This is a genomic window from Affinibrenneria salicis, assembly GCF_008710095.1.
The window spans coordinates 102768-128825 of record NZ_VYKJ01000013.1; the positions used below are offsets into that span (position 1 = coordinate 102768).

Annotated in this window: 20 protein-coding genes and 1 pseudogene; 14 read left to right on the forward strand and 7 right to left on the reverse strand. The window is 58.9% G+C overall.

Going from position 1 to position 26058, the window contains the following annotated elements:
• The first annotated feature begins 1 nt into the window (after position 1).
• The 3 genes from FJU30_RS20880 to FJU30_RS20890 are packed head-to-tail and all read left to right on the forward strand — an operon-like array spanning position 2 to position 3014.
• Positions 2–1126, forward strand: coding sequence for a saccharopine dehydrogenase family protein (locus FJU30_RS20880; RefSeq protein ID WP_150436906.1), 1125 nt, complete (start codon positions 2–4; stop codon positions 1124–1126).
• Positions 1123–2226, forward strand: a complete 1104-nt coding sequence (locus FJU30_RS20885; RefSeq protein WP_150436907.1) for a Gfo/Idh/MocA family oxidoreductase — start codon at positions 1123–1125, stop codon at positions 2224–2226. Before FJU30_RS20880 ends, FJU30_RS20885 begins: the two co-directional genes overlap by 4 nt.
• A 2-nt stretch (positions 2227–2228) precedes the next feature.
• Positions 2229–3014 (forward strand): thioesterase II family protein, encoded by a 786-nt coding sequence (locus tag FJU30_RS20890; protein WP_150436908.1) that lies wholly within the window; start codon positions 2229–2231, stop codon positions 3012–3014.
• 124 nt (positions 3015–3138) lie between these two features.
• Here the strand turns inward: FJU30_RS20890 and FJU30_RS20895 are convergent, their stop codons facing one another.
• The gene (locus FJU30_RS20895) at positions 3139–3750 is read right to left on the reverse strand and encodes a PadR family transcriptional regulator (RefSeq protein ID WP_150436909.1); all 612 of its coding nucleotides are present in this window, start codon (positions 3748–3750) and stop codon (positions 3139–3141) included.
• A gap of 361 nt (positions 3751–4111) precedes the next feature.
• Here FJU30_RS20895 and FJU30_RS20900 point away from each other — a divergent pair, with 361 nt between their 5' ends.
• The 3 genes from FJU30_RS20900 to FJU30_RS20910 all read left to right on the forward strand — a co-directional run bounded on the left by FJU30_RS20900 (position 4112) and on the right by FJU30_RS20910 (position 6343).
• Entirely contained in the window at positions 4112–4510 is a 399-nt protein-coding gene (locus FJU30_RS20900; RefSeq protein ID WP_223881664.1) for a GlcG/HbpS family heme-binding protein, read from the forward strand.
• A gap of 4 nt (positions 4511–4514) precedes the next feature.
• Positions 4515–5240 (forward strand): SDR family NAD(P)-dependent oxidoreductase, encoded by a 726-nt coding sequence (locus tag FJU30_RS20905; RefSeq protein WP_150436911.1) that lies wholly within the window; start codon positions 4515–4517, stop codon positions 5238–5240.
• A 278-nt stretch (positions 5241–5518) separates the two neighbouring features.
• Positions 5519–6343, forward strand: a complete 825-nt coding sequence (locus FJU30_RS20910) for a siderophore-interacting protein (protein ID WP_150436912.1) — start codon at positions 5519–5521, stop codon at positions 6341–6343.
• A 308-nt stretch (positions 6344–6651) separates the two neighbouring features.
• Here the strand turns inward: FJU30_RS20910 and FJU30_RS27305 are convergent.
• Positions 6652–6984 (reverse strand): annotated as a pseudogene (locus FJU30_RS27305) (UbiD family decarboxylase); the annotation flags it as partial.
• A gap of 539 nt (positions 6985–7523) precedes the next feature.
• Between FJU30_RS27305 and FJU30_RS26910 the strand changes: the two are divergent.
• From FJU30_RS26910 to FJU30_RS20940, 6 genes are all read left to right on the forward strand, one after another.
• A complete protein-coding gene (locus FJU30_RS26910) occupies positions 7524–7676 on the forward strand; it encodes a hypothetical protein (protein WP_191091660.1) in 153 nt (50 codons plus the stop codon).
• A gap of 152 nt (positions 7677–7828) precedes the next feature.
• Positions 7829–8725 carry a LysR family transcriptional regulator gene (locus tag FJU30_RS20920; RefSeq protein WP_150436914.1) on the forward strand — a complete coding sequence of 299 codons (897 nt, stop codon included), beginning with the start codon at positions 7829–7831 and terminating at the stop codon, positions 8723–8725.
• Positions 8726–9095: 370 nt separating this feature from the next.
• Positions 9096–9737, forward strand: a complete 642-nt coding sequence (locus FJU30_RS20925; RefSeq protein ID WP_150436915.1) for a GntR family transcriptional regulator — start codon at positions 9096–9098, stop codon at positions 9735–9737.
• A gap of 439 nt (positions 9738–10176) precedes the next feature.
• Positions 10177–11187, forward strand: a complete 1011-nt coding sequence (locus FJU30_RS20930; RefSeq protein ID WP_150436916.1) for a zinc-binding dehydrogenase — start codon at positions 10177–10179, stop codon at positions 11185–11187.
• A 301-nt stretch (positions 11188–11488) separates the two neighbouring features.
• The gene (locus tag FJU30_RS20935; RefSeq protein WP_223881658.1) at positions 11489–13297 is read left to right on the forward strand and encodes a tannase/feruloyl esterase family alpha/beta hydrolase; all 1809 of its coding nucleotides are present in this window, start codon (positions 11489–11491) and stop codon (positions 13295–13297) included.
• 366 nt (positions 13298–13663) lie between these two features.
• Entirely contained in the window at positions 13664–15670 is a 2007-nt protein-coding gene (locus FJU30_RS20940) for a DUF2207 domain-containing protein (RefSeq protein ID WP_150436917.1), read from the forward strand.
• 60 nt (positions 15671–15730) lie between these two features.
• Here the strand turns inward: FJU30_RS20940 and FJU30_RS20945 are convergent, their stop codons facing one another.
• Positions 15731–16351 carry an Lrp/AsnC family transcriptional regulator gene (locus tag FJU30_RS20945; RefSeq protein ID WP_223881659.1) on the reverse strand — a complete coding sequence of 207 codons (621 nt, stop codon included), beginning with the start codon at positions 16349–16351 and terminating at the stop codon, positions 15731–15733.
• Between FJU30_RS20945 and FJU30_RS20950 the strand changes: the two genes are divergently transcribed.
• Positions 16350–17801, forward strand: coding sequence for a pyridoxal-phosphate dependent enzyme (locus FJU30_RS20950; protein ID WP_150436918.1), 1452 nt, complete (start codon positions 16350–16352; stop codon positions 17799–17801). The two genes, FJU30_RS20945 and FJU30_RS20950, sit on opposite strands and share 2 nt — an antisense overlap.
• Positions 17802–17937: 136 nt before the next feature.
• On the opposite strand, the gene FJU30_RS20955 is transcribed toward FJU30_RS20950, so the two are convergent.
• From FJU30_RS20955 to FJU30_RS20965, 3 genes are all read right to left on the reverse strand, one after another.
• A complete protein-coding gene (locus FJU30_RS20955) occupies positions 17938–19530 on the reverse strand; it encodes a methyl-accepting chemotaxis protein (protein ID WP_150436919.1) in 1593 nt (530 codons plus the stop codon).
• Between the two features lie 273 nt (positions 19531–19803).
• Positions 19804–21657 (reverse strand): hypothetical protein, encoded by a 1854-nt coding sequence (locus FJU30_RS20960; RefSeq protein WP_150436920.1) that lies wholly within the window; start codon positions 21655–21657, stop codon positions 19804–19806.
• Between the two features lie 306 nt (positions 21658–21963).
• Complete coding sequence (locus FJU30_RS20965) at positions 21964–23361, reverse strand: APC family permease (protein ID WP_150436921.1); 1398 nt, start codon at positions 23359–23361, stop codon at positions 21964–21966.
• A 382-nt stretch (positions 23362–23743) separates the two neighbouring features.
• Here FJU30_RS20965 and FJU30_RS20970 point away from each other — a divergent pair, with 382 nt between their 5' ends.
• Positions 23744–24364 (forward strand): LysE family translocator, encoded by a 621-nt coding sequence (locus tag FJU30_RS20970; RefSeq protein ID WP_150436922.1) that lies wholly within the window; start codon positions 23744–23746, stop codon positions 24362–24364.
• Between the two features lie 355 nt (positions 24365–24719).
• Here the strand turns inward: FJU30_RS20970 and FJU30_RS20975 are convergent, their stop codons facing one another.
• The gene (locus FJU30_RS20975; protein ID WP_150436923.1) at positions 24720–25667 is read right to left on the reverse strand and encodes an NAD(P)H-binding protein; all 948 of its coding nucleotides are present in this window, start codon (positions 25665–25667) and stop codon (positions 24720–24722) included.
• Positions 25668–26058 lie beyond the last annotated feature (391 nt).

Genomic DNA, 26058 nt, shown 5'->3' on the forward strand with positions numbered 1-26058 from the left:
CATGCGGCAGATTGGTATTATCGGCGCCAGCGGCGCGGTAGGAGGAGCCGCATTAGCCTTGCTCCGGTCTGACGGATATGCGCCGAAGGCCGGTTACCGAACCCGGCGTCCGGGTACTGACCCGGAAACCTGCTGGCAGGCGGTCGATGTCTATGATCGGATATCGTTGGCCCGCTTTTGTTCCGGCTGTCGAGTGATTTTAAATGCGGCGGGGCCGTCAGGTCAGATCGGCGATCGCGTTCTGCGGGCCGCCGACGCGGCGGGGGCTGATTACGTTGATGCTTTTGGCGGTGCGCTGCTGGAGCAGCAACTTGATGCCCGGTTACCTGAGACCGAGCGCCGGGTGGTCCATTCAGCCGGCGTTTATCCAGGGCTTTCGGCTATGTTGCCGCAATACATCGTGGATAAATATTTCGATCACGCCCATCAACTCCGCGGCTGGACTGGCGGGAGAGAACATTGTACGCCGGCGGCGGGTATGGATGTTTTGCTAAGCGCCATCCAGGGATTTGGACTGGCTGGGGCGATATGGCGTAAAGGCGTTCGGGTGGATAGCACTAGCGGACTGATCCGCAATGTTTATATCCCCGGCTTTCCTTTGCGAATGTGTGTTCAGCCCTTTCTCTCGAGAGAAATTGAACGTGTCGCACGGCGTCTGTCGTTACAAGATTTGCAATGGCACAACGTTATGCCTGATGCCGGTCCGATGGAGGTCATGAGCCGTTGGGTGGGACGACTGGGGCTAAGCGATCCACCCGATATGCTACAGCTACAACAGGCAACCGCCGATCTGGTGCGAGCGTCGGATCTGGATTCTGCCGGACAGACGCCGTTCTACCGTCAGGTCGTTGAAATAGAGGGCGAACGTCACGGAAAAAGGCGTTGCGTGCGAGCGGTGCTCAGCGCGGTGGATAGCTACCGGGTGAGTGGCGCAGTGGCCGCGTGCGCTGTGCTGCATATTTTAAATATTCCTTGCCAGCCAGGTAGTTACACCGCAGCAGATTTTCTTTCCACCTCCAGCGTGCTGGATAAGCTGCGAGCCTGGAAAGTGATTAGCGCACTGAGCATAGACGTAGTGACCCCGCCTGAGTCGGAAAGTATAGCCAGCGAGGAGGGCACGCTATGAACGGACAAACGCGTCGTTTGCGCACGATTGTTTGTGGAACCACCTTTGGTCAAACGTATTTAAACGGCATTGATCGAGAACGAAATGATTTTGAGCTGGCCGGTATCGTTGCGCGCGGTAGCGCCTTCGCTCATCAGTGCGCAGGGCGGTTTGGTGTCCCGCTTTACACGTCTATCGCAGACTTGCCTCCGGGTATTGACCTTGCCTGTGTAGTGGTTCGTTCCGGGGTGGTCGGTGGCGCAGGTACCTGCCTTGCTAAGGCTTTGCTTGAGCGAGGCATTCATGTCCTGCAGGAGCAACCGTTACATCCTGATGAGCTGGCCGACTTGTTGCGCGTTGCGCGTCAACAGGGATGCCAGTATCGGCTGAATGGCTTTTATCCTGATGTGGAATCGGTCGCGCATTTTATTCGGGTAGCCCGTTATGTATTGAGTCAGCGCCGGGCCATCTTCCTGGATGCGGCATGCAGCATCCATGTCCTGTATCCGTTAATGGATATTATTAGTCAGATGCTGGGGACCCTCCGTCCGTGGTCCTTTACGCATCAGCCCGTATCGGGTGCTGTAGAGAGCGTTTTTACTTGTGTTGGCGGGGTAGTTGGCGGTGTGCCCCTGACCTTGCGGGTACAAAATCAGCTTGACCCGCGCGATCCGGATAATCACATTCACCTGTTTCATCAAATATCACTCGGTACGGAAGGCGGCACGTTAACTTTGATTGACAGCCACGGGCAGATCCTCTGGCATCCCCGAATGCACCTTTTGCGGCGCAAGGATGGCGTCATCGACTTATCTGCTAACAACGAGGCGCTAAATCTTTCCGTCAGCACGCTCATCGGCAACGGTGAAGCGCCATCTTATCATCGCGTTTTCAATGATTACTGGAGCCGGGCCACGGGGCGCGCTTTGCAGCGTTTTCGCGCAGAGATTCTGTCTGGAGAGAATAATCCTGCCCGGATTCAGTCTATGTTAGCGGTTTGCCGGGCATGGAGTAAATTGGGAATGCAGCTTGGTCCTCCGCGGGCCGTTACGCCGCCGGAGTCATTGCCTCTGGCTGCAGAGACGATTCTGGCTAATATAGAAAGCATAGCGGGGAGCTGAGTATGCATATCGATTTATATCCAATAATCACCTCTCCATGGCTGCGGCGTTATCAATCACGACCGATCGCGGCAGTGAGATTAATTTGTTTACCCCATGCCGGCGGCGCGGCGAGTTTCTTCCGCGACTGGGGGGAAGCGTTGCCTGATGATATTGATGTTATCTCCGTACAGTATCCGGGGCGAGAAGAGCGTATCGACGAGCCGTTGGTAGGTTGCATGTCTGAACTGATTTACGCTTTAACACAGGAGATACGCGGGTTGCTCGATCGTCCGTATGTCTTATTGGGGCACAGTATGGGCGGTATCGTAGCGTATGAACTCTGCCAGGCTATGTCTCGTATTGGACTACGCTTGCCGGAGCACTTAATCGTATCGGCTTGTGAGGCACCGGTTCATCATCAGGGGGGAAGTTTGCATATTGCTGATGATCCGACGCTGTGCGAAACGCTATCGCGTCTGGGCGGAACGTCCTCCGCGCTCTTCTCGTCGCCTGAATTACGCGCGTTACTGCTGCCGGTTATTCGGAATGATTATTGTCTAATCGAGCAATATCGGCCGGCGCCGGTTATCTCGCCGTTACCCGTGCCTGTCAGTGCTTTTATCGGCCGTGAAGACCACGAATTGACGCGGGAGCAGGCATGTGACTGGCGTATGTATGGCGCGTCAGGTTTTGACCTGAAAATATTTTCCGGCGGGCATTTCTATTTACGCCAGCAAATGTCTTCCGTTATTTCGGTCCTGACTGCGATATTTGATGATGTGAAAGCGCATTACGCCTTGATGTAACCGCCTGTCGTTTGTCGATGTGTCCGGCCATTCCCCTCCGGGCAAACGGCATTGAGCGCTTAGTCCGCCCGCGGATTGACCGCTCCCGGCTTGCCGCCTTCAGGTCGCCGGCTTTACCGTATCGTCAGGGTAACTGAGCGATTTCCTGCGCCGCGTTATCAATGATGCCGATAATTTTTTTCAATGTATCGTCATCAATTTTGTGGTGGTTCATTTTCAGATCGAGTACGGATTTGATGTTATCGATCGCGCGTTTCATCTCCGGATTTTTGCGCAGCTCCGCGCCGACGGCGCGCGCTTTGATGCGCTCAAGGATCTTGTGCAGCGGTTCGGCATTATCGGCGAGGAACTGCCGGCCGCTATCGCTGATCTCGAGTATCTTGCGGCCATTGAGTTCATCGCTTACGCGAATATGCTCCTGTTCCTGCAGGAAATCGAGTGTCGGATAGATGACGCCGGGACTCGGGCTGTAGTGGCCCAGGGTCAGGGATTCGATCGCTTTAATCAGCTCGTAGCCATGGCTGGCGCTGCGGCTCAGCAGATCCAGAATAATCAGGCGCAGATCGCCATGGGCGAGAAAGCGCTGACGTCGCTGCACGCCGTGGCGCTCTGCGCGTCGACCTCTGTCGCCGTCTCTTTTTTCTCCATGCGCGCGCCCCGTCTCATGTTGTTTATCCTGATCAAGGTGTTGTTCACGGCGTCCCTGGCGGTCGCCATGGTGGTGATGTTTATCCATGATGGTATTTCCTTTATGATTTTAGATATATCTAACTATATCTTTAATTGTGAGTCTGTCAATGGCGGCGGTAGGGCAGGCGAGAAGTGTAAAAAAATGTTTTTTATTAATTTGTTGATATCGTTTGATTTAATAATCATACCCCAAACGATGCGGTGTGCCGCAAGGCGGTCGAATAAGAATAAAGTCTAATTTTATTCGATAGTCTATTGGGCGAGCTAAAACACATTTTGTTACCGTGATTATCATTTGAACATGATTTTTAGATATATCGTATTCAAACCAAGGCCGTGGCGACACTTGCGCCGGATACACAGCGATACGAGGAAAATATCATACATTCCCCTGTGGATACCGGCAGATTCGAACCGTCACGTTAGCGGGAGACTGGCGCGTTATCGCCGCCGCCCATGCCGAAGCCGGCCATAACGGCTGGCATATCAGCGTGGTGGTGGTGGATGCCGGCGGGCAACTGGCGGCGTTCGACAGATTCGACGCAGATGACGGCCGCATCGGCGTATCGGGCAGGGAGGGGTTGCAGAAGGCGCGCTCCGCGGCGCTGTTGCGCGCGTCCTCCGGCGAGTTCAATAATTTTATCAATCACGGTCGGCCGGGCTTTGTGGCCACGCCGGGGACGCCGCTGGAAGGCGGAGTGCCGTTGGCGGCGGGCGAAGTTATTGGCGCGGTCGTCGTCAGCGGCGCGCACGGCGCTAATGATTCTCAGATGACGCAGGCCGCCGCAGCGGCGGTTCGGGAGTAACGCGATGAATAGATTAAAACATAAGACGCTGGCGATTATCGGCGGCAGTTCCGGCATCGGTCTGCGGGTGGCGGAGATGGCGGCGCAGAAAGGGGGCAGTCTGGTTATCGCCGGCCGCAACGAACAGCGGCTGGCGCAGGCGCGCGATCGGTTAACCGCTTTCGGCGTTGAGGTGAAAACCTACCCGGTGGATGCCCATGACGCGGCGTCGCTGGCGGATTTCTTTAACCAAATCGGGCCGATTGATCATCTGGTTTCGATGGTCGGCGATGTAATGGGCGGAGGATTTATGGCTGCCGATATCGCCACTATCGAACATGTGATTCATTCGAAATTCATCACCAATGTGCTGATTGGCCAGCTGGCCGGCAAAAAGCTTACGCCGGGCGGCAGCATGGTGTTTACTTCGGGTACCGGCGGTCGGGCGCAGCACGCCTGCGCCAGCTATGTCGGCAACCTGGGCATTAATGCGCTGGTCGAAGGTCTGGCGGCGGAGCTGGCGCCCGATATCCGGGTGAATGCCGTCGCGCCCACCTGGACGCCGACGCCGTTCTGGCGCGACGTGCCGTCGGAGCAGGTGCTGCAGACTCGCCGGCATTTCGAGTCCGTCATTCCGCTAAAACGGCTGGCGACGATCGATGAACTGGCATCGGCCTATATCTTCCTGCTGGAGAATGGCTTTATTACCGGTCAGCGTCTGGCGGTGGACGGCGGCATTATGCTCGATTAACCGGTCGTCCGGCGCCGAAAGGTAAGGCGTGTGATGCCATACTCGTCAGGCCGCACGTCGCGGGCGGCGAGTTGCGGCGGCTGACTCGGCGGTATCGTATGCAGCACGTCGGTGGCGCGAGGGCGGCGATCGTTCGTTTATCGCGTGACGGCGGCGCATAAATGCGCCTCGTCCTTAAAGCGCCTGCACGTTGCGTCGTTCAATAGGTCAACGTTTTGTCCCGCGCCGCGGATTATTTAGGCTATAAATTTCTATAACGTTACGCATTCGGAGAGAACATGACTACATCAACAACTCAGTATCCGGCTCGTGTGCGCAATGAACTGCGTTTTCGCGCCGTTACCGTCACGCGCAGCGAGCGCGTCAGCGGCGGATTTCAGCGTCTGGTCTTCAGCGGCGCGGACCTGCAGGGATTCGAAACGCGCGGATTTGACGACCATATCAAGCTGTTTTTCCCGGCGTCGCAAGACGCCGCCCTGCCTGCTCTTACCGACGAAGGGATCGTCTGGCCGGACGGCGCGCGGCCGCCGGCGCGCGACTACACGCCGCTGTTCGATGCGGCGCGCAACGAATTAGCCATCGATTTCTACCTGCATCAGCAGGGCGTGGCTAGCGACTGGGCACGAACCGCCCGGGCGGGCGATAAATTGATTATCGGCGGCCCGCGCGCGTCGCTGGTGGTGCCGGAAGCATACGGCTGGCAGCTCTATATCTGTGATGAAACCGGGCTGCCGGCCTTGAAAAGGCGGCTCGACGCGCTGCAGCGCCACGGCGGGGCGATGCAAGTCACGGCGCTCGTTATGCTGAATGACGCATCGGATAAGGATTATCTGGCCGGTCAGGGCGCCTTTCAGCCCGAATGGTTCGTGCAGGACGGAACGGATAGCGCAGAACGGCGTCTGTTCGGGCGGCTTGACCAGCTTAAGCTGCCGGCGCAGGATTATTTCCTGTGGGTGACCGGGGAAGGGGAGCGGGTGAAGCGCATTGGCGATTATCTGACGGCGCAGGGCGCCGGCGATGCGCAACTGCTGCGCGCCGTGGCCTACTGGCACCACAAGGCTCACCAGGAGGTATCCCTTAACCTCCTGCATACCAAAAAGTGATGTAGTAATCATTTCCGGAATGTGATTTTGGCTTGAATATTGAGCATTTTCAGGCCTGTTTTTATCGCTTAAACGCGTTTTTTGCACCGTTACAACAATGCTGATCTGTACAAAAAGCAGTTACGGGACGCCCCCTGGCGCATCGGTTCGGCGGTGAAGGCCAGCAGCTTTTCCCGCGCGTCGGCGCAGGAAAAGCTGACCTGCCATCCAGGCGCTGAATGCCCGGCGGGCGGTGCGGGTCGCCCTATCAGGTCCGTCAGCGTAATCCAGCGATAGTCCATCACTTCGTCATCGGCACTCACTTCAGGCGGCGCAATGGGATGCTGTACGGCGTCTTTCAACTGATGGCCCAGTCGCCGCGGCTCGCAACCGGGGAATTGGCCAATGCATTTACGTGAACCGTTCAGGCCGATGGCGACGCTGATATTGTTGAAGCCTTTAATCTTGTCGAACATCATTCGCGGGGCGTTTTTCCGGGGCGGCCGCTGGCAGGCGCCGCCCGCGCCGACATAGCGATAAATGCCGGAGCGTTCCGCCTGGGGATCCACTTCAACATCGGTTTCGACTAATTCGCCCGGCCGCGTTTTTAATAATTCGATGGCGGAGCGCAAATCATGTGCCTGATTTTTTTCGTGAGTTATTTTGGAGGGGGCATGGCATTGTCCTGTATTTTCAGAGTGATTGTTATTACCCCAAAACATATTCCTCTGCGCCGCCACGAACAAATGCCGTTTATGTTATAAGGTCCAGATTAAATAAGGATATATACTCATCATACTTTAAATAGCTTCGCATAATAGCGCTACGCATGCAGGACATGACACCCCACCAGTACTGGCCTCGCACGATGAGACGTGAAGCATCAATGTGCGAAGTTATTTAAGCTGACGGTGCGTTGTCTGCGCGAAGATATTCTGCCCGTATGTGGATATATTCCTGTGAATCCGTCGCTCGCGGCATTCAAGTCTGCTCCCGATGGATTTTTCGCCAGAATCATTTAATGGTGTAAGCGCATTGGGATTAATGAGCAACGTCCTGTTTTTCACCGAAGGCCAACTGCCGGCTGGATAAATCGTTCCCGACCCGTTTGTCCTCTGCTTGTTGCCTTTTTCCGCATTCCCTGGGCTACTGGTTAATAAATGGCGCTTAATTATGCTGCGATGTTAAAGGATAACGATGCATGTTAAATATCTGGCGGATTGAAGGGTATTTGGCGACTGAGGATATTGCCGCCTGGGGCTTTATGCCGGATGGCGGGCAACATAATTTTGGTCGAAAAATGTTCAACACAAGAGGTGATTATTATATTTTTCATCGGCAAAGTCTATTTTAACCATCCGGGAAAATGCCGTGCCGATTTTTTAGTTAATACGGAAAAAATTTATTCGCAACGGGGGAGGCGACGTCGCGCGGCGGGCGTTGTGTTTATCCTTTGGCGGTGCCAGTATCACGCTGTGTATCTGCACTATCGGCCGGAGCGTTATTATGGATTTTAAAAGATTAAAATATTTTTGTAAGGTGGTTGAGCAGGGATCCATTAGCCAGGCGGCGCGCGCGTTGAATATTGCCCAGCCACCGCTCAGTAAACGCATTCAGGAACTGGAAGAGGAATTAGATATTCCGCTGTTTATTCGTGCGGGGCGGAAAGTTGAACCGAACGAGGCCGGTTATTATTTGTATCGAAAAGCATGCGAGATTTTACGTCAGGTTGACGATACCGCGCGCGAAACAATACAAATTTCAAATCGTGAAAATCGCGTATTGCGTATCGGGTTGACGCATCTTTTCCAGTCTTACTTTAAACCACTGTTTCTCGAATTATATCGCCGGCACCCGGATTTGAAGTTAAATATCTCTGTTTCTGACTCCGGCAATCTGGAGTCGCTGCTGAATGAGGGATTGCTGGATGTCGCTCTGATGCAGAAACCCGCGAGGCCGGAAGCATTCGATTGCATCGTGTTTAATCCTGTCCCGCTGGTGGCGGTAGTGAATAAACATCTTTTGTCGGAAAAACCGCAGGGCGCATTATCCTGCTTTGACCTGGGACGTTTCCCGCTGCTGTTATTACATCGTTCCAAAGACCCTGGCACTTACGAAATACTGATGGAGCACTTCCGTAAAAGCGGGGTACACCCGAATGTCATTATGCGTATTGCGCAACCGACGGTCATCCTCGACTGGCTGGAATCGGGTCTTGAAGCGGCTGCATTGCTTCCCGGCTCGGAAGTGGACGGCGAAAATCTTAAAAACTGTTATGTCGCCCAAATTTTCCCTTCGCCGCTGGTCTTTTTTCCCGCGCTGGTGAAAATGTCCGTGACCTTTTCCATGCCGGAGCTGACCGACATTATCAAAGCCGGTTATCCGTTGCCGGCAGCGAAATAATCGCCTGGGGCGGGCGTAACGGCAGACCGGCGGCGGACTGGCCGTGATGCGCGCGCGCCGTATGTCGGCCCCGCGTGGCGCTCACGGCGAGGCGTCCGGCCAGAGCGATCCGTGTCGTGTCGCGCGCCTGCGGGACGATTATTATCGTCAGACGCGGGAAACTTTATTCATATTATTTTCGTATTGCCTCAAATATGTTATACCCTTCATTTCTCAGGTTGCAGGTGTGTTGGCGTTGTTACCCGCTTCCCCCTGGGGTGTCGCCAGCGGCGTTTAGATCTGTTCCACCTGTTTTTTCACTCGCTGCCGCCTGTCTGCAAGCCGAAATTTACTGGTACAGGGCAGTAAACATACAGAGCAAAGTGAAAATATGATCCAAAATCTGTTAAAAGATGTCGTATACAGACGAATTAGAGAGATGATCATTAACGGCAGCCTGCCAATGGGCAGTAAATTATCAGAAACCGTTCTTGCCAACCGTCTGGCCGCCACCAAAGCGCCCGTCAGAGACGCGCTCAGAAGATTACAAAGCGAAGGGCTTGTACAAATAAAACCCAAAAGCGGCACCTTTGTTTTTGTCTTTAATGACTCTGAATTCAATGAATTACTGGAGTTTCGCTATTATATCGAATCGAAGGCGATGGCGTTATCGCTGAATAAAAATCCGAAGCAGCTGGTGCAGGAAATTTCCTTTATTCTTGATAAAATGGCTATTTGCATCAGTAATAGCTCGTCGCTTGAATATATTAGTCTGGATAATTTGTTTCATGAAGCGCTTTTTTCCTATTGCCAGAATATCTATTTTCAGCGCTCTTACGAACTTATTTCATCAAGAATGGCTACCGCGAGGAATTATCTCGGCAGCAACCAGGCACATATGAATAGTTCATTTGAACAACATATGGAAATTGTATCGTCGCTGAAAGGCAATGATATTGCCCGTGCGCAAAACGCCCTGCGCCGCCATATTCTGCCCGACTTTGGTTCCTACTGGGATTGCTATAAGTTTTAATCGTGGTTGCCGGCGCCGGCACGCCTCCCGGCAATGGCTCGCCGCGCGCGCCTCTATTTGTGACGGGTGCCTGACTGTGCGAGCGTCGCCGCTGTTCGCCAATGGCGGATTTCCCGCCACTCTTCTTCCAGCGGGGCAGGGCACCGAACGGCGCTTCGCCGGCAACGGTTAACAACGGCGAGTTACACGTCTGTCGGCCCGGATCGCCCGCGCGCAACTGCGCCGCTTATCGCCCTTGTCGAGTTCCTCTTCCATCGTGCCGCTGCATTATTACGCTTCCTTATGAGATTCATAACAAAGCGTGAATTTACATCGCGACGGCGGCGTTTTACTCTCGTACAGCAGAATAATCATGTGCCACCTTGTCCGCTCAGTTTTCTCTTATCGGCCAGTCGCTTGCCGACCTGATCGGTGCGGGCATCCGCAGAGAGTAAAATGTATGTGTGATGAAAATGTTCAGAACTTTGAAGCGCTGCCCGCGGATTACCGGGCGTGGCGCTGGCGCAATAGCGCTGAGCCGCAGGATCTGGCGCTGGAGTCAATCCCTATGGCGCCGCCGGCGCCCGGCCAGGCGCTGGTGCGCAACCAGGTTATCGGATTGAATCCGGTCGACTGGAAAGTGCTCGGCGGCGCGCTGGTTGACTGGCGGGGCGGTAAAGTGCCGGGCGTGGACGGGGCCGGCATCGTGGTCGCCGTCGGCGACGGCGTGGCGAGCGAGTGGCTCGGCCAGCGCGTCGCTTATCATCAGAATCTGCAGCAGCCCGGCAGCTTTGCCGAATACACCCCGATAGTAGCCCGCGCCCTGCTGCGCGTTCCCGACGGTATGGATGTTAGCGTCGCGGCCAGTTTCCCTTGTCCGGGGCTGACCGCCTGGCTGGCGCTGGAGAAAGTACCGCCTCAGCCCGGTTCGCCGGTGTTGATCAGCGGCGCTGGGGGCGCGGTGGGACACTATCTGGTACAACTGGCGGCGGCGCGCGGTTTTAGCGTCACCACCCTGAGTCATGCGCGCCACTGGGCGCGGCTGCAGGCGCTCGGCGCCAGTGAGTGCCTCGCCGGGCCGCTGGCGGCGGATCAACGCTGGCCGCAGGATGACGCGCGTTTCTATGCGGTGATCGATAGCGTCAACGAGCGGCATGCCGCGCAGCTGGCGCCGGCTCTGCTGGCCAATGGACACCTGGTGTGTATTCAGGGGCGACTGGAACAGTGGCCGTGCGCGCCGTTTGGCCGGGCGCTGTCGCTGCATGAAGTGGCGCTGGGGGCGCTGCACCGGTTCGGCGACGATGCATCATGGTCGCGCCTGACCGCGGCGGGCGAACGGTTGCTGAGCGAGATCGCCGGTCAGCGTTTGCAGCCGGAGGCGCAGGTGGTGCGCGAGTTCAGCGAACTGGCGCGCCTGCTGGATGACTTGCGCCACCGCCAGTTTTCCGGCAAGCCGCTGGTGCGGCTGTAGCGAGTGGCCGCGCCGGAGCGCGGGCCGAATAAACAGGCGAATTCGCCCGCCTTCCCGCTTTGCCGGCAAGGCGGGCGACGCATGGTTGGCTAACCGACACGGCTTGAGGGAATCTATATGGGTGCCATTGTACTGGCTGGCTGGCTGGCTGGCTGGCTGGCTGGCTGGCTGGCTGGCTGGCGCCGCGAACGCGCAATTCACGTTCTATGCCGCCGTACGCGGTGATTCCGCCTGTTGCCGCCGTTACCCCAGGTCCGGCGGCGCGCGATAATAATAAAACCAACAACAAGGGGTTTTGCTGATGTCTGAAAGAAGGCAACTGCGGGAAGAGGGCCGGCTCGCCGCTTCTTCCGTTATTCATGCCCGGCTGATGCGCCTGGCGCGCTACGCCTGGCTGGCCGGCGCGGCGTTGACCTGCTGCGGTCTGGCGTCCGTCGCCGTTCGCGCGGCGCAAACCGGCGCGTCATCGGCCGAGCCGTACGCCGCGCTGAGCGTGGTAGCGCCGACGCAACGCTGCGCGTCGCTGACCGCTGTCGATCTTAGCGCGATTGGCGGGGCCGGCAGTAAGATCAACGCCGCGCTGGAGAGCGCCGGCCGCGGCGGAACCGTATGCCGCGTCGAGGGCGTCCTTGCTCCGGCGATTCATTTTCAGGTGCAGTTGCCCGTGCAGGGCTGGACTCAACGCTATCTGCAGATCGGCTGCGGCGGTCTGTGCGGCCGCATCAGCGACAGCGTCGGCGCCGCCGACGGCTGCGCGCCGCTAAATGCCGGCGGTTTTGTTATCGCCGCCACCGATATGGGGCATCAGGATCAGGACGGGGCGTTCGGTGAGGATGCGCAAAAGCGCGCCGACTTCGCGCACCGCGCGCAGCATCTGACGGCGGTGGCCGCGAAGACGTTGATTCGCGCTTTTTACGGTCGGAAAGAGGCCTTCGCCTATTTTACCGGCTGCTCCGACGGCGGCCGTGAAGCGCTGATTGCGGCGCAGCGCTATCCCGACGATTTCGACGGCATTATCGCCGGCGCCGCCGCGCTTAATTTCCAGACGCAGAATGCGATATTCCACGCCTGGCAGGCGCGCGCCAATAGCGGGGCCGACGGTCAGCCGATTCTGCTGGCCGCCCGGTTGCCGATCCTGCATCAGGCGGTGATCGAGGCCTGCGATAAACTTGACGGACAGGTCGACGGATTGATTGCCAATCCGCTCGCCTGTCGTTTCGATCCGGCTGTCGTGCAGTGCGCCGCCGATGCGTCGGATCGTTCTGGCTGTCTGACGGCGGCGGAAGTGGCGGTGGCGCGCAAATTTTATCAGGGGCCGAGCGATGCGGCGACCGGTATGCCGTTGACCGTCGGCGGCCCGCAGTTCGGTTCCGAACTGTCATGGGCCGGCGTCTATGTGCCGAACGCCGCCGATCAGAAAATCTTCAGCGAGATGGTCGCGCTGCAGGTGCTGCGCCATATGGCGTTCGAAACCAATCCGCCGGCCGGTTTCGCTCTGGCGGATATGCGCTTTGATCTGGCGACTTTCGATAAACTGCGCGCCCGTCATGCGCTGTTCGACGCCACCAATCCCGACCTGTCCGCCTTTGAGAAAGCGGGCGGTAAGCTAATCCTGTGGCACGGCTGGGCCGACCCGCATATTTCGCCGCTTAACACTCTGGCGTATTACAACGCGGTACAGAACCAGATGGGCGCAACGGCGCAACGCTTTACTCGCCTGTATCTGTTTCCCGGCATGTACCACTGCAGCGGTGGAGAAGGACCGTATCAGGTGGATCTACTGACGCCGATGATGAGTTGGGTTGAGAAGGGGATTGCCCCGGATGCGGTTATCGCCAGCCAGCCCGAGCAGTCGGCCGCCAGCGATTTCGGCGCGCCGGTCGGCAAAGGCGACGGGGCGGCGGGGACAGCGCTGAATGCGGCCCCCGCCGCAACGCCGAAGATCGTGCGATCGCGCCCGGTCTGGCCGTGGCCGTATAGCGCCGTCTGGGACGGTAAAGGCGACGTCAATCAGGCGTCGGGCTATGTCCGCGGGGCGACGATGAGCTTCACGCCGCCGGCGTGGGCCGGCGCCGATTTGTTTACGCCGTATCGGCCGCTGGAGAAGTAATCTCCGCGTGCGCTGCAGGCGGTGGTTTCGCCCGACTGAAGCAGACAGACTCGGGGGATCATCTCCTCCTGGCTGTTCCTGACGAGGCGGGAACCTATTGTAACCAGCGGAGTCGCGCGGGCGCCGGCCGCGACGGCGGTCGGCGTGGGTTGTCAGCGGTATGAAACGGTCGGCTTCGTCCACGCTCCTTTTCCTGTCGCCGCCGCCGGTGCGCGGCCATCTGCGGCGAATCAGACTATGCGCATTGCATTCGGCTGATTCGTCAGGCGATAATCCCCCGATTCTTCGGGCGGCGCGGCGCCGACATCGTCTTGCGCGCATTGTCCGTCGCGCCGTCGCTCCGCTAAATGAAAAGGAATTTAACAGGTGTTACCCCCTCTTCCCGCCGTTTGTGCATCGCGCCGTTTCTTCCGTCGCTATCGCCTCTGCCTGACGCTGCTGCTCGGTCTGCTGGCGCCCGGCATTGGCCATGCGAATATTCAATTTATCTATAACTATGCCGTCCGCATCGATATCCAGGACGATGGCCGTGTGCTGGTCACGGAATCGCTGCTTATCGACAATCAGGGATACGGCCACGGCCTTACCCGTACGCTGCCGCGTGACTGGCTGGATGCGGACGGCTCATTGCGCCAGATTGATTATCATCTGCTTGATATTACGCGCGACGGCCAGCCAGAGAAGTATTTCGAAATATCGTACGGGCATAGTCTGACGTGGAATATCGGCAATGCGGACCGTCTGTTGAGCGACGGCCCGCATCAGTATGTGATTCGCTATGAGGCGATCGGCGCCAGGCTGCGGCTCGCGAGGCGGGACGAACTGTTGTGGAATGTGGTCGGCAACGGCTGGCCTTTTGTCATCAGGCAGGCGAGCTTCCAGCTCCATTTGCCGCAGGAAAAGGAACATCGCGGCGCGAACGGCTGGGACAACCGCGTTACGTTGATTAGCGCCACCGTCGGGCCGACGCAGCAGCCCGCGCTGCTGGGGGCGGAGGGCGTTATCTCCGCGCCTGGACCGCTGGCGCCGCATCAAGGGTTTCGCGTACATCTGGCCTGGCCCGATAGCGCACTGGCGCCGTTGTCGATGCGGAATATAAAGGCGTGGCTGTTCGCCAGAATGCCGATGATTCAAGTAGCCTGGCATGGCCTGTGGCCGGAGCGGGATACGCTGTATCTGTGGCTGCCGTTCGGCCTGCTGCTGATTTACGCGCTGATCTATCTGCCGCGGCGTAATCCGACGCCCAGGGTGTTCCGGCCGCCGCTCAACAGAAATCCGCTGCCGCCGGAGGTGACGCCCGGTCTGGTCAGCTTAGTGACGAATCGTCACATTGAATATCGGGGCTTTGCCGGCGATTTGCTCTACCTGGTCGATCGTGGACTGTTGCGTTGGGAGCAGGGCAGCAATCCGTTTGATAAACAAAAATTAGTGCTGCTGCCGGCCGACGACGCCAGCATTGAGCGCCTGCCTCCCGCCGCCCGGTTGCTGTGGCAATCGCTGCAGCAGCAAACCGATGGCCAGATTGTACTGGGCTATCGCTATCAGCCGGTGCTGGTGGCCGCCCGCAAGACGCTGGAGGAATACTACTGGCGATTCTGCTGCGAGCGGCTGTTCTACAACAAGAAAAAAATCGGCCTGTGGGCGATGCTGGCGGCCGTCATCCCGCTGTTGTGCAACTTCTTTTACCTCAGCGTCGGCGACACGCTGGCGACCCTGGCGCAGTATGCTTTCGGCACGACGCTGCTGTCTCTGCTCTTCGGCCGACTGTTGAACCGGTGGAGGGCGCGGGCGCAGGAAGCCGGTCGTCGGCGTCCGCTGCGTGCCGCCTGCTGCCGCTTTTTGCCGCTTCACGGCGCGGTGGCGCTGCTGCTGGCGCTTGCCGTCAGCGGCAGCCTGATTAGCGAGATGCCGGCCGGCATACTGAGCGCTTTTCTGGCGCCGCTCTATTTGTTCGCTTATTATCACCGCGCTCAGCCTTTTTACACTCAGCAGGGAGAAAACCTGCTGGCGCAAATTCGCGGGCTGAGCGAGCAGATAGCGGACCGCCGCGCGGCGCAGCGTTTAGACCGCGCGGGCGCGCACTGGCCGCAAATGGTCGAGAGTGAGACGCCGCTGCCTTATATGCTGGCGCTGGATATGCAGCATCTGGCGACGGATGAACAGCTGCATCAGCTGAGCGGCGTCTGCCGGGCGGATCATGATTCGGCGGACTATGGCTGGCAGCACCTCACCGGGCTGAACTCGTTGGTGGCCCACGCATCCTCGACGACCAGCGACCGCGACTACGGTTCGTCCGATAGCGGCTCGTCAGACTGTGGGGGATCGTCGGACAGCGGCGGCGGCGGAGGCGGCGGAGGCGGCGATAGCTGGTGATCATACCGCCCTGAATTCCGCCATCGGGAAAACGCGCCGTCGGGAAAACGCGGCGGCGGGTCAGCGCGGCAGGGCGCTCGCGGATGACCACGGCAGCGAGCAGCCGACTTTGACCGCATCCATCACGACCCAGGTGGTAAAACGGGCGACGTTCTCGTTGCTCATGATAGCGTCCTGGGTGAATGTCTCGTAATCCGCCAGGCTGGGCGCGACCACGGTTAAAATAAAATCGTATTCGCCGGTGACGTAGTAACACTGCTGTACGCAAGGGTGGTTTCGCATGGCGCGTTTAAAATCCCGGATGTATTGATTGCCTTCCTTTTCCAGGTCGACGCCGACCACGCAGGTGACGGGGAAACCGGCCGCGCCGGTATCGACAATCGCGGTTTCCCGCACGATGATTTTTTGTTCCCGCATCGCCTTCAGGCGCCGCTGCACCGCCGCGGCGGACAGGCCAACCTCCGCGCCGATCTGCGCGGCGCTCTGCCGGGTATCCTGCTGATAGCAGGCCAGAATCCGGCGGTCCAACATATCCATCGCCGGTGAGCCCGGCGTCCGGCCAGGTTTGGCCGCATTTTGCCCGTTCATTTTGTCGTTTTCCCGCATGATGAGCGTGATTACGCGGTGGTAAACCAGCGTTTCCAGGTAAGCTAGTATAACTTTTACCGGGAGACCAAACATGGCAAAAATCCTCACCATTCTGACCGATCCGGCGCCGGCATTATTATCGACGGCGCTGCCCGTGGTGGAATTCGACGACGCGCTGCGCCAACTGCTGGACAATATGCACCTGACGCTGCAGGATTTTCGCCTCCGTCAGCAATTTGGACGCGCGATGGCGGCGCCGCAGGTCGGGATTGGGCTGCGCATTATTGTGCTGCAACTGGGCGGCCAGCCGTTTTCCATGATTAACCCGTCCATCGTCTGGCGCAGCGACGAACGGCAGACGGTGTGGGACGACTGCCTCAGCGTGCCTGATCTTGTGGTGCAGGTCGAACGTCATGCCAGTATCAGCGTGGCGTGGCAGGATGAGAATGGCCGGCCCCGGCGCTGGGAGAAGCTGCCGCCGGAGATGGCCGAACTGATTCAGCATGAGTATGATCATCTCGACGGTATTCTGATGACGGCGCGCGCGCTGGGCGACGACGCCATCAGACCGATCCGCGAGCGGGCGCAGCTCATCGGCGCGCAGCGCCGGCCGCAGCGTCTGAGTCTGGACAATATCTTACTGGCCGCGCAGACGATCGATCCGCTTTTTCTGCACAGTCCGCAATACGTTTGCCCGGCGCTGTCGGAGGAACTGGGCTGCCGTTTGATGCTGAAGCTGGAGACCGCCAATCCGCTGCGCTGCTTTAAAGGGCGCGGGGCGGATTTCGTGCTGGCTCGCGCCGCGCAGCGCGGCGAAACGCGTCCGATCGTCTGCGCCAGCGCCGGAAACTGGGGGCTGGCGCTGGCATGGGGCGGGGCGAAATATCAACGCCCGGTCACCGTTTTCGCACCGCGCAATGCCAGCCGCGTCAAGCTGACCGCCATTGAACGCTACGGCGCCGACATCCGGCTGGCGGGGCAGGATTTCGACAGCGCTAAACGGGAAGCCAAAAATTTCGCCGCGCGCACCGACAGCTGGTTTATTGAGGACGGCCGGCAGACGGAAGTCAGCGAAGGCGCGGGCAGTATCGCCGTCGAGTTGCTGCGCGCGGCGCACTACGATGCGATTTTTGTTCCGTTGGGCAATGGCGCGCTAATCAGCGGCATCGCGCGCTGGGTGAAAGCCTCGTCGCCGGATACCCGTCTTATCGGCGTTTGTCCGCGCGGGGCCGACGCGATGGAAAAGAGCTGGCGCATGGGGCGGGTCGTGATCAACGATAGCGTGCGGACCTGCGCCGATGGGCTGGCCGTACGCGTGCCGGTGCCGGAAGCGCTGAGCGATATGCGGGACGGCGTGGATGAGATAGTGCTGGTGGAGGACGAGGATATCCGCCGGGCGATGGACGACGCGGCCCGCTGCGCCGGCGTATTGCTGGAGCCGGCGGGCGCCGCCGCGCTGGCGGGTATCCGCGCGGGCGGGTACCTCATCGACGCGCGGATGTCCGTCGCCTGTATTTTGACCGGCGCGAATCTGTCGCGGTAGCACTGAGCGCGCAGCGCCGGCGGTTACTGTTCCGGCTCCGTCGCCCGCGGCGCGCCGACTGACGGGAAGCGCGCGCTGCGCGTCGGGCGGAAACGGGACCGGGCGTTCGTCTGCCCGGTCATATCGATATGACCGGTTACGCCTGACTAATGCCCAGCGGCACCAGCGATGAATCGTCGACCTTAAACGACGACATCGCCATGATCAACTGCCGGGTCTGTTCTTCCAGCGAGCGAGTCGCCGTGGCGGACTCTTCCACCAGCGCGGCATTCTGCTGCGCCACCTCTTCCATCTGATTTACCGCGACGTTGATCTGATCGATACCGTGGCTCTGCTCTTTGGAGGCGTGCGAAATTTCTTTAATCAATACGTTGACGTTAACGATTTGCTCGGCGATGGTCGACATGGTTTCTCCCGCCTGCGTGGTCAATTGAGTCCCCTCATTGACGCGCTGGTTGGAGTCCGCAATCAGCGTATGAATTTCTTTGGAGGCCTGCGCGCTGCGCTGCGCCAGCGTTCTGACCTCGTTGGCCACCACGGCGAAACCGCGGCCCTGTTCGCCGGCGCGCGCCGCCTCCACCGCCGCGTTCAGCGCCAGAATGTTGGTCTGAAACGCGATGCCGTCAATGACGCTGAGGATACTGCCGATACTGTTGGCGCTCTGCGAAATCTCCTTCATTTTATTCATCACGTCCTGCACCACTTTATTGCCGTGGTTGGCGATATCGGCGACGCCGGCCGCCAGTTGATGGCCCTGTTCGGCGTTGTCCGCGTTGTGTTTAACGGTAGCGGTCAGTTGCTCCATGCTGGCCGCGGTTTGCTCCAGCGAAGAGGCGGAGACTTCGGTTCGGCGCGACAGGTCGTCATTGCCGAGCGCCAGTTCGCGGCTGCCGACATCTATTTGCATACAGGCGTCGCGTACCCGGGTTACCGATGCGGCGAGCGACTGTTGCATACTTTGCAACGCGGCATTCAGGCGGCCCAGTTCGTTGTCGCCGGATTCAGGCAGCGTTTGGGTGAGATCGCCGCTGGAGACAAATTCCAGATGGCGGATCGCGGTATTGAGCGGCGTGAGCAACATTTTGCGCAGCACCACCCAGGCCAGCAATATCAGCACAATCGTCAGCAGACCGCAGACGCCGATGATCAACAGCATGCGCGTTCTGTCGCTGCTGGCTTTCTCCAACTGCTGCTGACCGGTTTGCTGGGCGTAGTCAAAAAAGGCCTTGTTGGCTTTATCGAAAGCGGTGCCCAGCGGACGCAGGCGGTTTTCCGTTAAATAATAGTATTCCGAAATATCCTGCTTGTTCAGGGCTTCCAGCATTGGTTGAATGCCCTGCGAAAAATAGGCCTGCCAGGCCTGGTCGATGTCGTTGGCCAGCACTTCGCCCTGGCCCGTGCCTTTTGCCGCGGCGAGGAAGCGCTGTAGTTCCTCGCGCGCGGTATCGGCATATTGGGCGGCGCGCCCGGCTCCGGCGGCGGCCTCCTGCGGTTTATTCACTTCCATGTTGCGTACGGAAAGCGAGGCGACCACGCGAATACGCTGCATATTGGTGTTGCTGCTGGCCAGATTGCCTAACTGAGTGCCCTGGGTCAGATTGACGGCGTTGAGTGCGCTATAGCTGTTATTAATCGCCATAATACCCACTGTACTGACGCTTAGCAGCAATAGCGCCATTAATGTTAATAGAATCAATAAGCCAGTACGAATAGACAATGCGCGGAACATAGTTACACCTGCCTTGATTAGGAAAGATGATAGGTTACGGTACGATCATCGACCTGACCGGTAAGAACTTTAGCGCCGGCGGTGTAAATGGTGAGCCGCGGCCGGTTTTCGCCATCCGTCCATTTAGGTTTTAAACAGAAAGCAATAACGGCCGCCAGTTGAGGGGCGCAGCGATAAAAACGCCGCTCTGAATAGCTGCGCCGCTGTATGGCGTTCGCGCCGATCAGCCGCGCGCAAAGCAAAATGGCCGCCGACCGGGCGAGGCGTCGCGGGTTACCATGCCAGTTGGCTGACCAGCGACCCGACGCTGGCTTCATCCTCGCCTGCCGCATTCATCAGGATACGGTTTGTCCCGCGATCGACGATCCAATAAACCAGCCGCAGGGTTTGTTGGCTCCCTTGTTCCTCGTGTTCGTCGGGAATGGCCCTGACCAGATCGTAGATCCATTTGCGGCCGCGCAGATCGCCGCTCTCGCCGCCGGCGTTAGCCGGTTGAAACGTTTCTTTGCGCATGTTCAGTACCCGGAATCCCTGGTCCTGTTCCAGCGGATTTCTGATTATCCGGTTCAATTTTTCATCGGACTGCCGTGTATTTTGCATAATACGTAGCTTTAAATGTGCGCCGGTTCGCAGATCTTCATAGCGAAAGGACTCATTAGCCACGGGCACCAGATGGAAATCGCCCTGCCGCAGCGGCAGCGATAAGCCCAACCGGGCGTTGGTTAGCCGGTCGCTCCCTTGCGCCAGTTCCCATTCAGGCGGCATATTTTCTGAACGCTGTATGAGCCTTTGACTCAGCGCCAGCGCTTCGCGCGTGCGCCCCAGTCGCCAGGCGACGTCCGCCGCGTGATCCAGCATTATCGGGTAGAGCGAGTCCTGCCGGTCGCTATATTCCGAGGCGTTAAACGCCGTTTCGAAATATCGCTGCGCGTCGGCCAGATCGTCGCGCTGATAGGCCTGCAGCGCGATGAGCGTATTGATGCGGACGATTTCGTCGGGAAAGACGGCGTCGGGCAGCGCCTGTTGCGCCAGACTGGCCGCCGCTGACCAGTTCGGCCCCTGCAGTCCGGTCGATTCGATTTCACGGTTGCGCTGCTCCATGCTGGTCTGCCGGTACAGCCGCGGCGCGTCCGGCCACTGCAGCGCGGCAAACAGCGTGTTTAACTGCGGCAATACGCGCTGCTCATCTTTGGCTTCGTAGTCTGAATGGATGTTCACATACCAGTCGTCGCGCATGGCTAGCCATTGGGCCCTGCGATAGCCCTGCGGGTCTTCAGGCTGTTTCACGCGGCTTACGGCGATCAGTCCGTCGAACGGCAGGGCAGAAAGCGGACTGGCAGTGTGCGGCGCTTTGGCGTCGTCGAAAGCCATGATGCGTTTTTCAAGCTGAGCGCGGCGGCTGGCATCATCCTGTTCGCGCTGACTTTCACTGTACGACAGCATGATGCTGGCGTTGGCCAGAATGACGCCGTGTTCCCCCATGGTATATTCCAGCCGGGTCATGCCATGGCGCTCCATCGCCGGTTCGAACTGGACCAGTTTCCATGCGCCGACCCGCAGCGGTAGCGAGAGATGTGCCGTATGGTAGTGCAGTACCTGGCGCTCTTCGTCCAGCGACCACATTGGCGGCCAGGCATGACCGTCTTCAACGATTTGTTTTTGCAGGCGAGCGAGTGCCGCCATATCGTTGCCGGCCATCGCTTCATCGGTGGCGCGTCTGAGCAGCATGGCAATCTGGTCCCGGTAGCCGGGCGTTTGCCGGATGCGCGCCGCCTGTTCCTCAAGCACCTGACGGGCTTCGCTATAGCGCTGTCGGCCATGAAGCTCAACCGTCAATAGTATCGTTGCGTCGGACTCTTCAAAGGTATTCCCGCCGAGGCGGGCGGCGTCCAGCGCGGCGCGCGCCTGTTGCGTGGCGGAGACCAGATCATTTTGCTTAATAAAACGGCGGGCCTCCATCCGGTGGTTGACGTAATCGCGGTGTGGATTGGACGCGGCGGCGGGCGACGACAAGGGGGCCGCGCCGTCCTGCCCGGCGGACTGGGGTGACGTCTGTCCATGGGTAATCAGCGGGAACGATAGTACTGGCAGCAGCGTGGCCAACAGACGGTAATGCGGGCGTTTCATTACTAACCTCGTTTTCAGAAGAGTAGGCGGCGTGTCAGACTGATCGTCTACAAATTCGATGCGCGCCGCCTCGCAACCGTGTCTGAAGCAACCCGGGGGAAATTAAACATCTCTGTTTTTTCAGCACGATTGCCGGAAGTGGCGTTATGGTACGTAGTTATTCTGGCGGGGCCAATCGGTAATTGTTCCGATAATATTTCATTGTTGCTAAGCGCGACCGGGCGTCGTCTTAGCCGCTGCCGGAGGCGCGACGTCGCCGACCGGCGCGTTATCGGGCTGAGAGCGGATAACGCGCCGGTCTGGGGTTTACAGATGCTCGGAAAAACTGACGGTCGGGGGTTTACGGCTAAAGCCGCGGGTGAGCCATAACAGATAGAGGAAGCCCGCCGCGCACCAGACCAGACCGATAATCAGCGTATGCGCCGACAGGCTGGTCCACAGCCACAGCGTCAGACCGGTGCCGATGGCCGGCAGCAGACCGTAGCACAGCAGATCCCGCGGACGACGACGTCCTTCCTGGTGCAGATAGCAGCGGATTACCGCCAGGTTGGTGGCGGAGAACGCCACCAGCGCGCCGAAGCTGATCATCGACGCCAGCGTGGTCAGACTGGTGACTGTCGCGAGCAGCGAAATCAGCGAGACGACCAGAATGGCGGCCACCGGCGTGTTGAACCTCGCCGACAGCCGGCCGAACAGACGCGTCGGCAGGATTTTATCGCGGCCCATGCAGTAGATAATGCGCGACACCGAAGTCTGCGAGGCCAGCGCCGAGCCGGCCGCGCCGGCGACATAGGCCGCGGTGAAAAAGCTATTCAGGAATGCGCCGCCGGCTTTCATCATCACATCGTTGGCCGCGACTTCGGCGTCATTGAATACGCTGCCGGGATAGACCAACTGGCTAATGACCGCCAGCAGGGTGAACAGCAGGCCGGCGATGACGGTGGTAATGACGATGGCGCGCGGGATATCCCGTTTGGGATGCGGCGTTTCTTCGGCAAGGGTGGAAACCGCATCAAAGCCGAGAAACGACAGACAGAGTATCGCCGCGCCGGCCATCAGGGGCGGGAAGCCAGGCTGAGTTCCGTCGCCCAGCCACGGCGCCATCAGATCGAGCGACGGCAGACCGGCAAGATGGCGACTGGACATGGCGATGAACACCAGCACGAAAATAATCTGCGCGCCGACAATCACGTTGCTCAGCCCGGCCACCGAACCGATTCCGATCGTATTGAACACGCTGACCAGCGCAATGGCCGCCACCACAAAGACCCAGGCAGGCACCTGCGGAAAGGCGATGTTCAGAAAGAGACCAATCAGCAGATAGTTGATCATCGGCAGAAACAGATAGTCCAGCAACAGCGCCCAGCCGGTGAGAAAGCCGATATTCGAGCCGAATGCCAGGCTGCTATAGGAGTAGGTCGAACCGGCGACGGGATACTTCCTTACCATCATGCCGTACGACAGCGCGGTGAACAGCATGGCGAACAGCGTGATCAAATAGGCGCTGGCCGTGCGGCCGCCGGTTATTTCGGTCACTACGCCGTAGGTGGTAAACATGGTCAGCGGCACCATGTAGACCAGACCGAAAAAAATCAGCGCCGGCAGACGCAGCACCCGACGTAAGTGGGGGGCCTGAGCATGCCCGCTGAGCCGGTCCGCCGAGGGTATGGTGATGGCGGCTTCATTCCGATGGTGGTTACTCATTACTCTACTCCTCGGGATAATTGCGTAATTGTGTGCAGCAAGACCTGGCGCCGGCGGGCAATCGCCATCGTGCCGGCGCAACCGGGCGCTTCAGGGCGCCGCGCGGGCTTACGGCCCGACAGGTCACTTTAAATGCAGTGCAATATGGCTGGATATACACCGATAGGGGCATGTGTCCTGGCATGGGGTATTGCCTTCCCCATGCCCGGCGGCATCGTGGGTATTCGCGTAGCGAGGCGGCGCGGGAAGAACGGTCGGGGCCGCGCGCGCGCCACCGTCCCGCGTGAGTTGCCGCAGGGCGCTGGCGCGGATATTCGCGCGCTTGAACCGGCGCGGCGCGTGGGGTAGGCTTGATGCTTATCCTTCTGCAGGGGGCGCGAGAATGACCTTAACCACGTTACTTATTTTTATACCGGCGTGTTTTGCGCTCAATCTGGCGCCTGGCCCCAATAACCTGCTGAGTATCCATAATGCGGCCAGTTACGGCTTCGGCCGCGCCTGTTTAGCCGGTATTGGTCGACTCGTCGCGTTTGTCGGCATGATTTTTTTGTCCGCCGTGGGGCTGGCCGCGCTGCTGGCGGCATCGCAAACCTTCTTTTTTATTATCAAACTGGTGGGCGCAATCTACCTGATCTACATCGCCATTAAGCTGTGGGTCGCTAAACCCGATGTTTTTTTGTCTGGCGGCCCGCATGCCGGCGCGTCGCTGGTGAAATTAGCGCGCACCGAGTTTCTGGTGGCTGCGGGCAATCCGAAAGCTATTCTGATTTTTACCGCGTTTCTGCCTCAGTTCATCACGATATCGCAACCGGCCGGTGAGCAATTTCTGGTGCTGGGGGCGATATTCTTGCTGCTGGAATGGGTGGCGATTGCCGTTTATGCCTTTGTCGGCATCAATTTCAGCCAGTGGCTAAAGAGTGCGAGAAACGTTCGCCGATTCAATAAGGCCTGCGGTTCCTTTCTCGGCTGTGCGGGCATCGGTTTACTGTTTTCTAAGAACTGAGACCGCATCCAGCCATATTAACGCTGAATCGGCGCCTGAGCGGGGAGCCGGCTCTAATTCCTCAACGGTCGGGTTCGCGTCCGGCTGGCGGCCAGCTGGCCGCTGCGCTTTCCAGCAAATCTTGCGCGGTTAGCGGCTTACGGCCGGTCAGACGCTCAACCGTATTAACGCTGAACCGGCGCCTGAGCGGGGAGCCGGCTCTAATTCCTCAACGGTCGGGTTCGCGTCCGGCTAGCGGCCAGCTGGCCGCTGCGCTTTCCAGCAAATCTTGCGCGGTTAGCGGCTTACGGCCGGTCAGACGCTCAACCATATTAACGCTGAACCGGCGCCTGAGCGGGGAGCCGGCTCTAATCCCTCAACGGTCGGGTTCGCGTTCGGCTGGCGGCCAGCTGGTCGCCGCGCTTTCCAGCAAATCTTGCGCGGTTAGCGGCTTACGGCCGGTCAGGCGCTCAACCGTATCGCTGATCGTACGCATCGTGCCTTCCCGTACGCCCGCTTCGTTGCTGACGATATCTTCACTGCACCACGGATAGGGCGAGCGGGAAAAGTCGCCGGTGGCTTTACGCGGTACGCCCAGCGCGTCGTACCAGGCGAACAGTTCCTCATCGCTCATGCTGCTATACGTCAGCGCCACCCCTGAGCGCGCTGCGACCATATCGCAGATTTGATGTACGCTAATCAATTCTCCGCCGGTTACATCGTAACCGGTATCCGCTTCGCCTTTGCCGGTGAGCAGCGCGACGGCGACGCGAGCGCAGTCATCGCGCGCGACGAAAGACGCGGTGCCTTCGCCGGCGCTGGTGCGCCACAGGCCGTCCTGAAACGCGATGGCGGCAAAGGCGACCAGATAATTTTCCAGATACAGGTTATCGCGCAGGGTGTTCCAGCGCAGGCCGCTCTGCTGCAGATACTGCTCCGTGACGCGATGGTCGACCGCGACAACCTGAAAGGTCTCCGGCAGACCGGCGCACAGGAAAGAGGTGTAGGTAATATGGTCGATGCCGACGGCGCGCGCCGCGTCAATGGCGTTTCGATGCTGCTGCTGACGGACCTCGCCCACGGTCATTGCCGACAGCATAAATAGTCGTTGTCCGCCCTGAAAAGCCGCGCGCAGGCTGTGCGGATCGCTGTAGTCCGCCTTGCGCAACTGAACGCCGCGCTGCGACCATTCGTCCTTCTCCTGCGCCGGAATTTTTTCGGGGCAGGGGGAGGTGAAAATTAACTGGCTGCCGGGGACTATCCGCAACATTTCCGCAGCGACTTTACCACCCAGCTTACCATCCACACCGGTAATAACGTACATTGAATACCTCCTGGTCGTTTACCCGCCGTCCTTCAGGCTGCCGGCGCGCCGGCGTTCTCAATGATTCGCCTCATTCCTGAGACCCGTCGCTGCGGGGCCGCCGCAGGGGACGTTCAAATTCGTAGCGGACCGCGCTGTCGCTTCCGCTCGCGTCGTCCATCCGATAAGCGATGGATTCACTTTTCTGCTTCCTGAAGTCTGTCGGGCAGAGATGAAACATCGGTTAGCTGACGCAATGAAATAATGTCGTCATGAAAGGACTATAGCCTGGGAGATTCTCGATAAAATGCGTGCGGTACGACAGAAATCGCCTGGCGCGCCCTCGCTTCCTTTGTCCGGTCGTGATTAATCCGTTCTGTCATCCCTTTCTCGCGACCGGCCGGTGCGGCGA

What these genes read in the sequence shown, in the direction of transcription:
- FJU30_RS20950 (WP_150436918.1), top strand. Translation starts at nt 16,350, where the DNA reads ATGGCAAAAATCCTCACCATTCTGACCGATCCGGCGCCGGCATTATTA.
- FJU30_RS20965 (WP_150436921.1), bottom strand. Translation starts at nt 23,361, where the DNA reads ATGAGTAACCACCATCGGAATGAAGCCGCCATCACCATACCCTCGGCG.
- FJU30_RS20890 (WP_150436908.1), top strand. Translation starts at nt 2,229, where the DNA reads ATGCATATCGATTTATATCCAATAATCACCTCTCCATGGCTGCGGCGT.
- FJU30_RS20955 (WP_150436919.1), bottom strand. Translation starts at nt 19,530, where the DNA reads ATGTTCCGCGCATTGTCTATTCGTACTGGCTTATTGATTCTATTAACA.
- FJU30_RS20935 (WP_223881658.1), top strand. Translation starts at nt 11,489, where the DNA reads ATGTCTGAAAGAAGGCAACTGCGGGAAGAGGGCCGGCTCGCCGCTTCT.
- FJU30_RS20905 (WP_150436911.1), top strand. Translation starts at nt 4,515, where the DNA reads ATGAATAGATTAAAACATAAGACGCTGGCGATTATCGGCGGCAGTTCC.
- FJU30_RS20945 (WP_223881659.1), bottom strand. Translation starts at nt 16,351, where the DNA reads ATGTTTGGTCTCCCGGTAAAAGTTATACTAGCTTACCTGGAAACGCTG.
- FJU30_RS20880 (WP_150436906.1), top strand. Translation starts at nt 2, where the DNA reads ATGCGGCAGATTGGTATTATCGGCGCCAGCGGCGCGGTAGGAGGAGCC.
- FJU30_RS20975 (WP_150436923.1), bottom strand. Translation starts at nt 25,667, where the DNA reads ATGTACGTTATTACCGGTGTGGATGGTAAGCTGGGTGGTAAAGTCGCT.
- FJU30_RS20895 (WP_150436909.1), bottom strand. Translation starts at nt 3,750, where the DNA reads ATGGATAAACATCACCACCATGGCGACCGCCAGGGACGCCGTGAACAA.
- FJU30_RS26910 (WP_191091660.1), top strand. Translation starts at nt 7,524, where the DNA reads ATGTTAAATATCTGGCGGATTGAAGGGTATTTGGCGACTGAGGATATT.
- FJU30_RS20920 (WP_150436914.1), top strand. Translation starts at nt 7,829, where the DNA reads ATGGATTTTAAAAGATTAAAATATTTTTGTAAGGTGGTTGAGCAGGGA.
- FJU30_RS20960 (WP_150436920.1), bottom strand. Translation starts at nt 21,657, where the DNA reads ATGAAACGCCCGCATTACCGTCTGTTGGCCACGCTGCTGCCAGTACTA.
- FJU30_RS20930 (WP_150436916.1), top strand. Translation starts at nt 10,177, where the DNA reads ATGTGTGATGAAAATGTTCAGAACTTTGAAGCGCTGCCCGCGGATTAC.
- FJU30_RS20970 (WP_150436922.1), top strand. Translation starts at nt 23,744, where the DNA reads ATGACCTTAACCACGTTACTTATTTTTATACCGGCGTGTTTTGCGCTC.
- FJU30_RS20910 (WP_150436912.1), top strand. Translation starts at nt 5,519, where the DNA reads ATGACTACATCAACAACTCAGTATCCGGCTCGTGTGCGCAATGAACTG.
- FJU30_RS20885 (WP_150436907.1), top strand. Translation starts at nt 1,123, where the DNA reads ATGAACGGACAAACGCGTCGTTTGCGCACGATTGTTTGTGGAACCACC.
- FJU30_RS20925 (WP_150436915.1), top strand. Translation starts at nt 9,096, where the DNA reads ATGATCCAAAATCTGTTAAAAGATGTCGTATACAGACGAATTAGAGAG.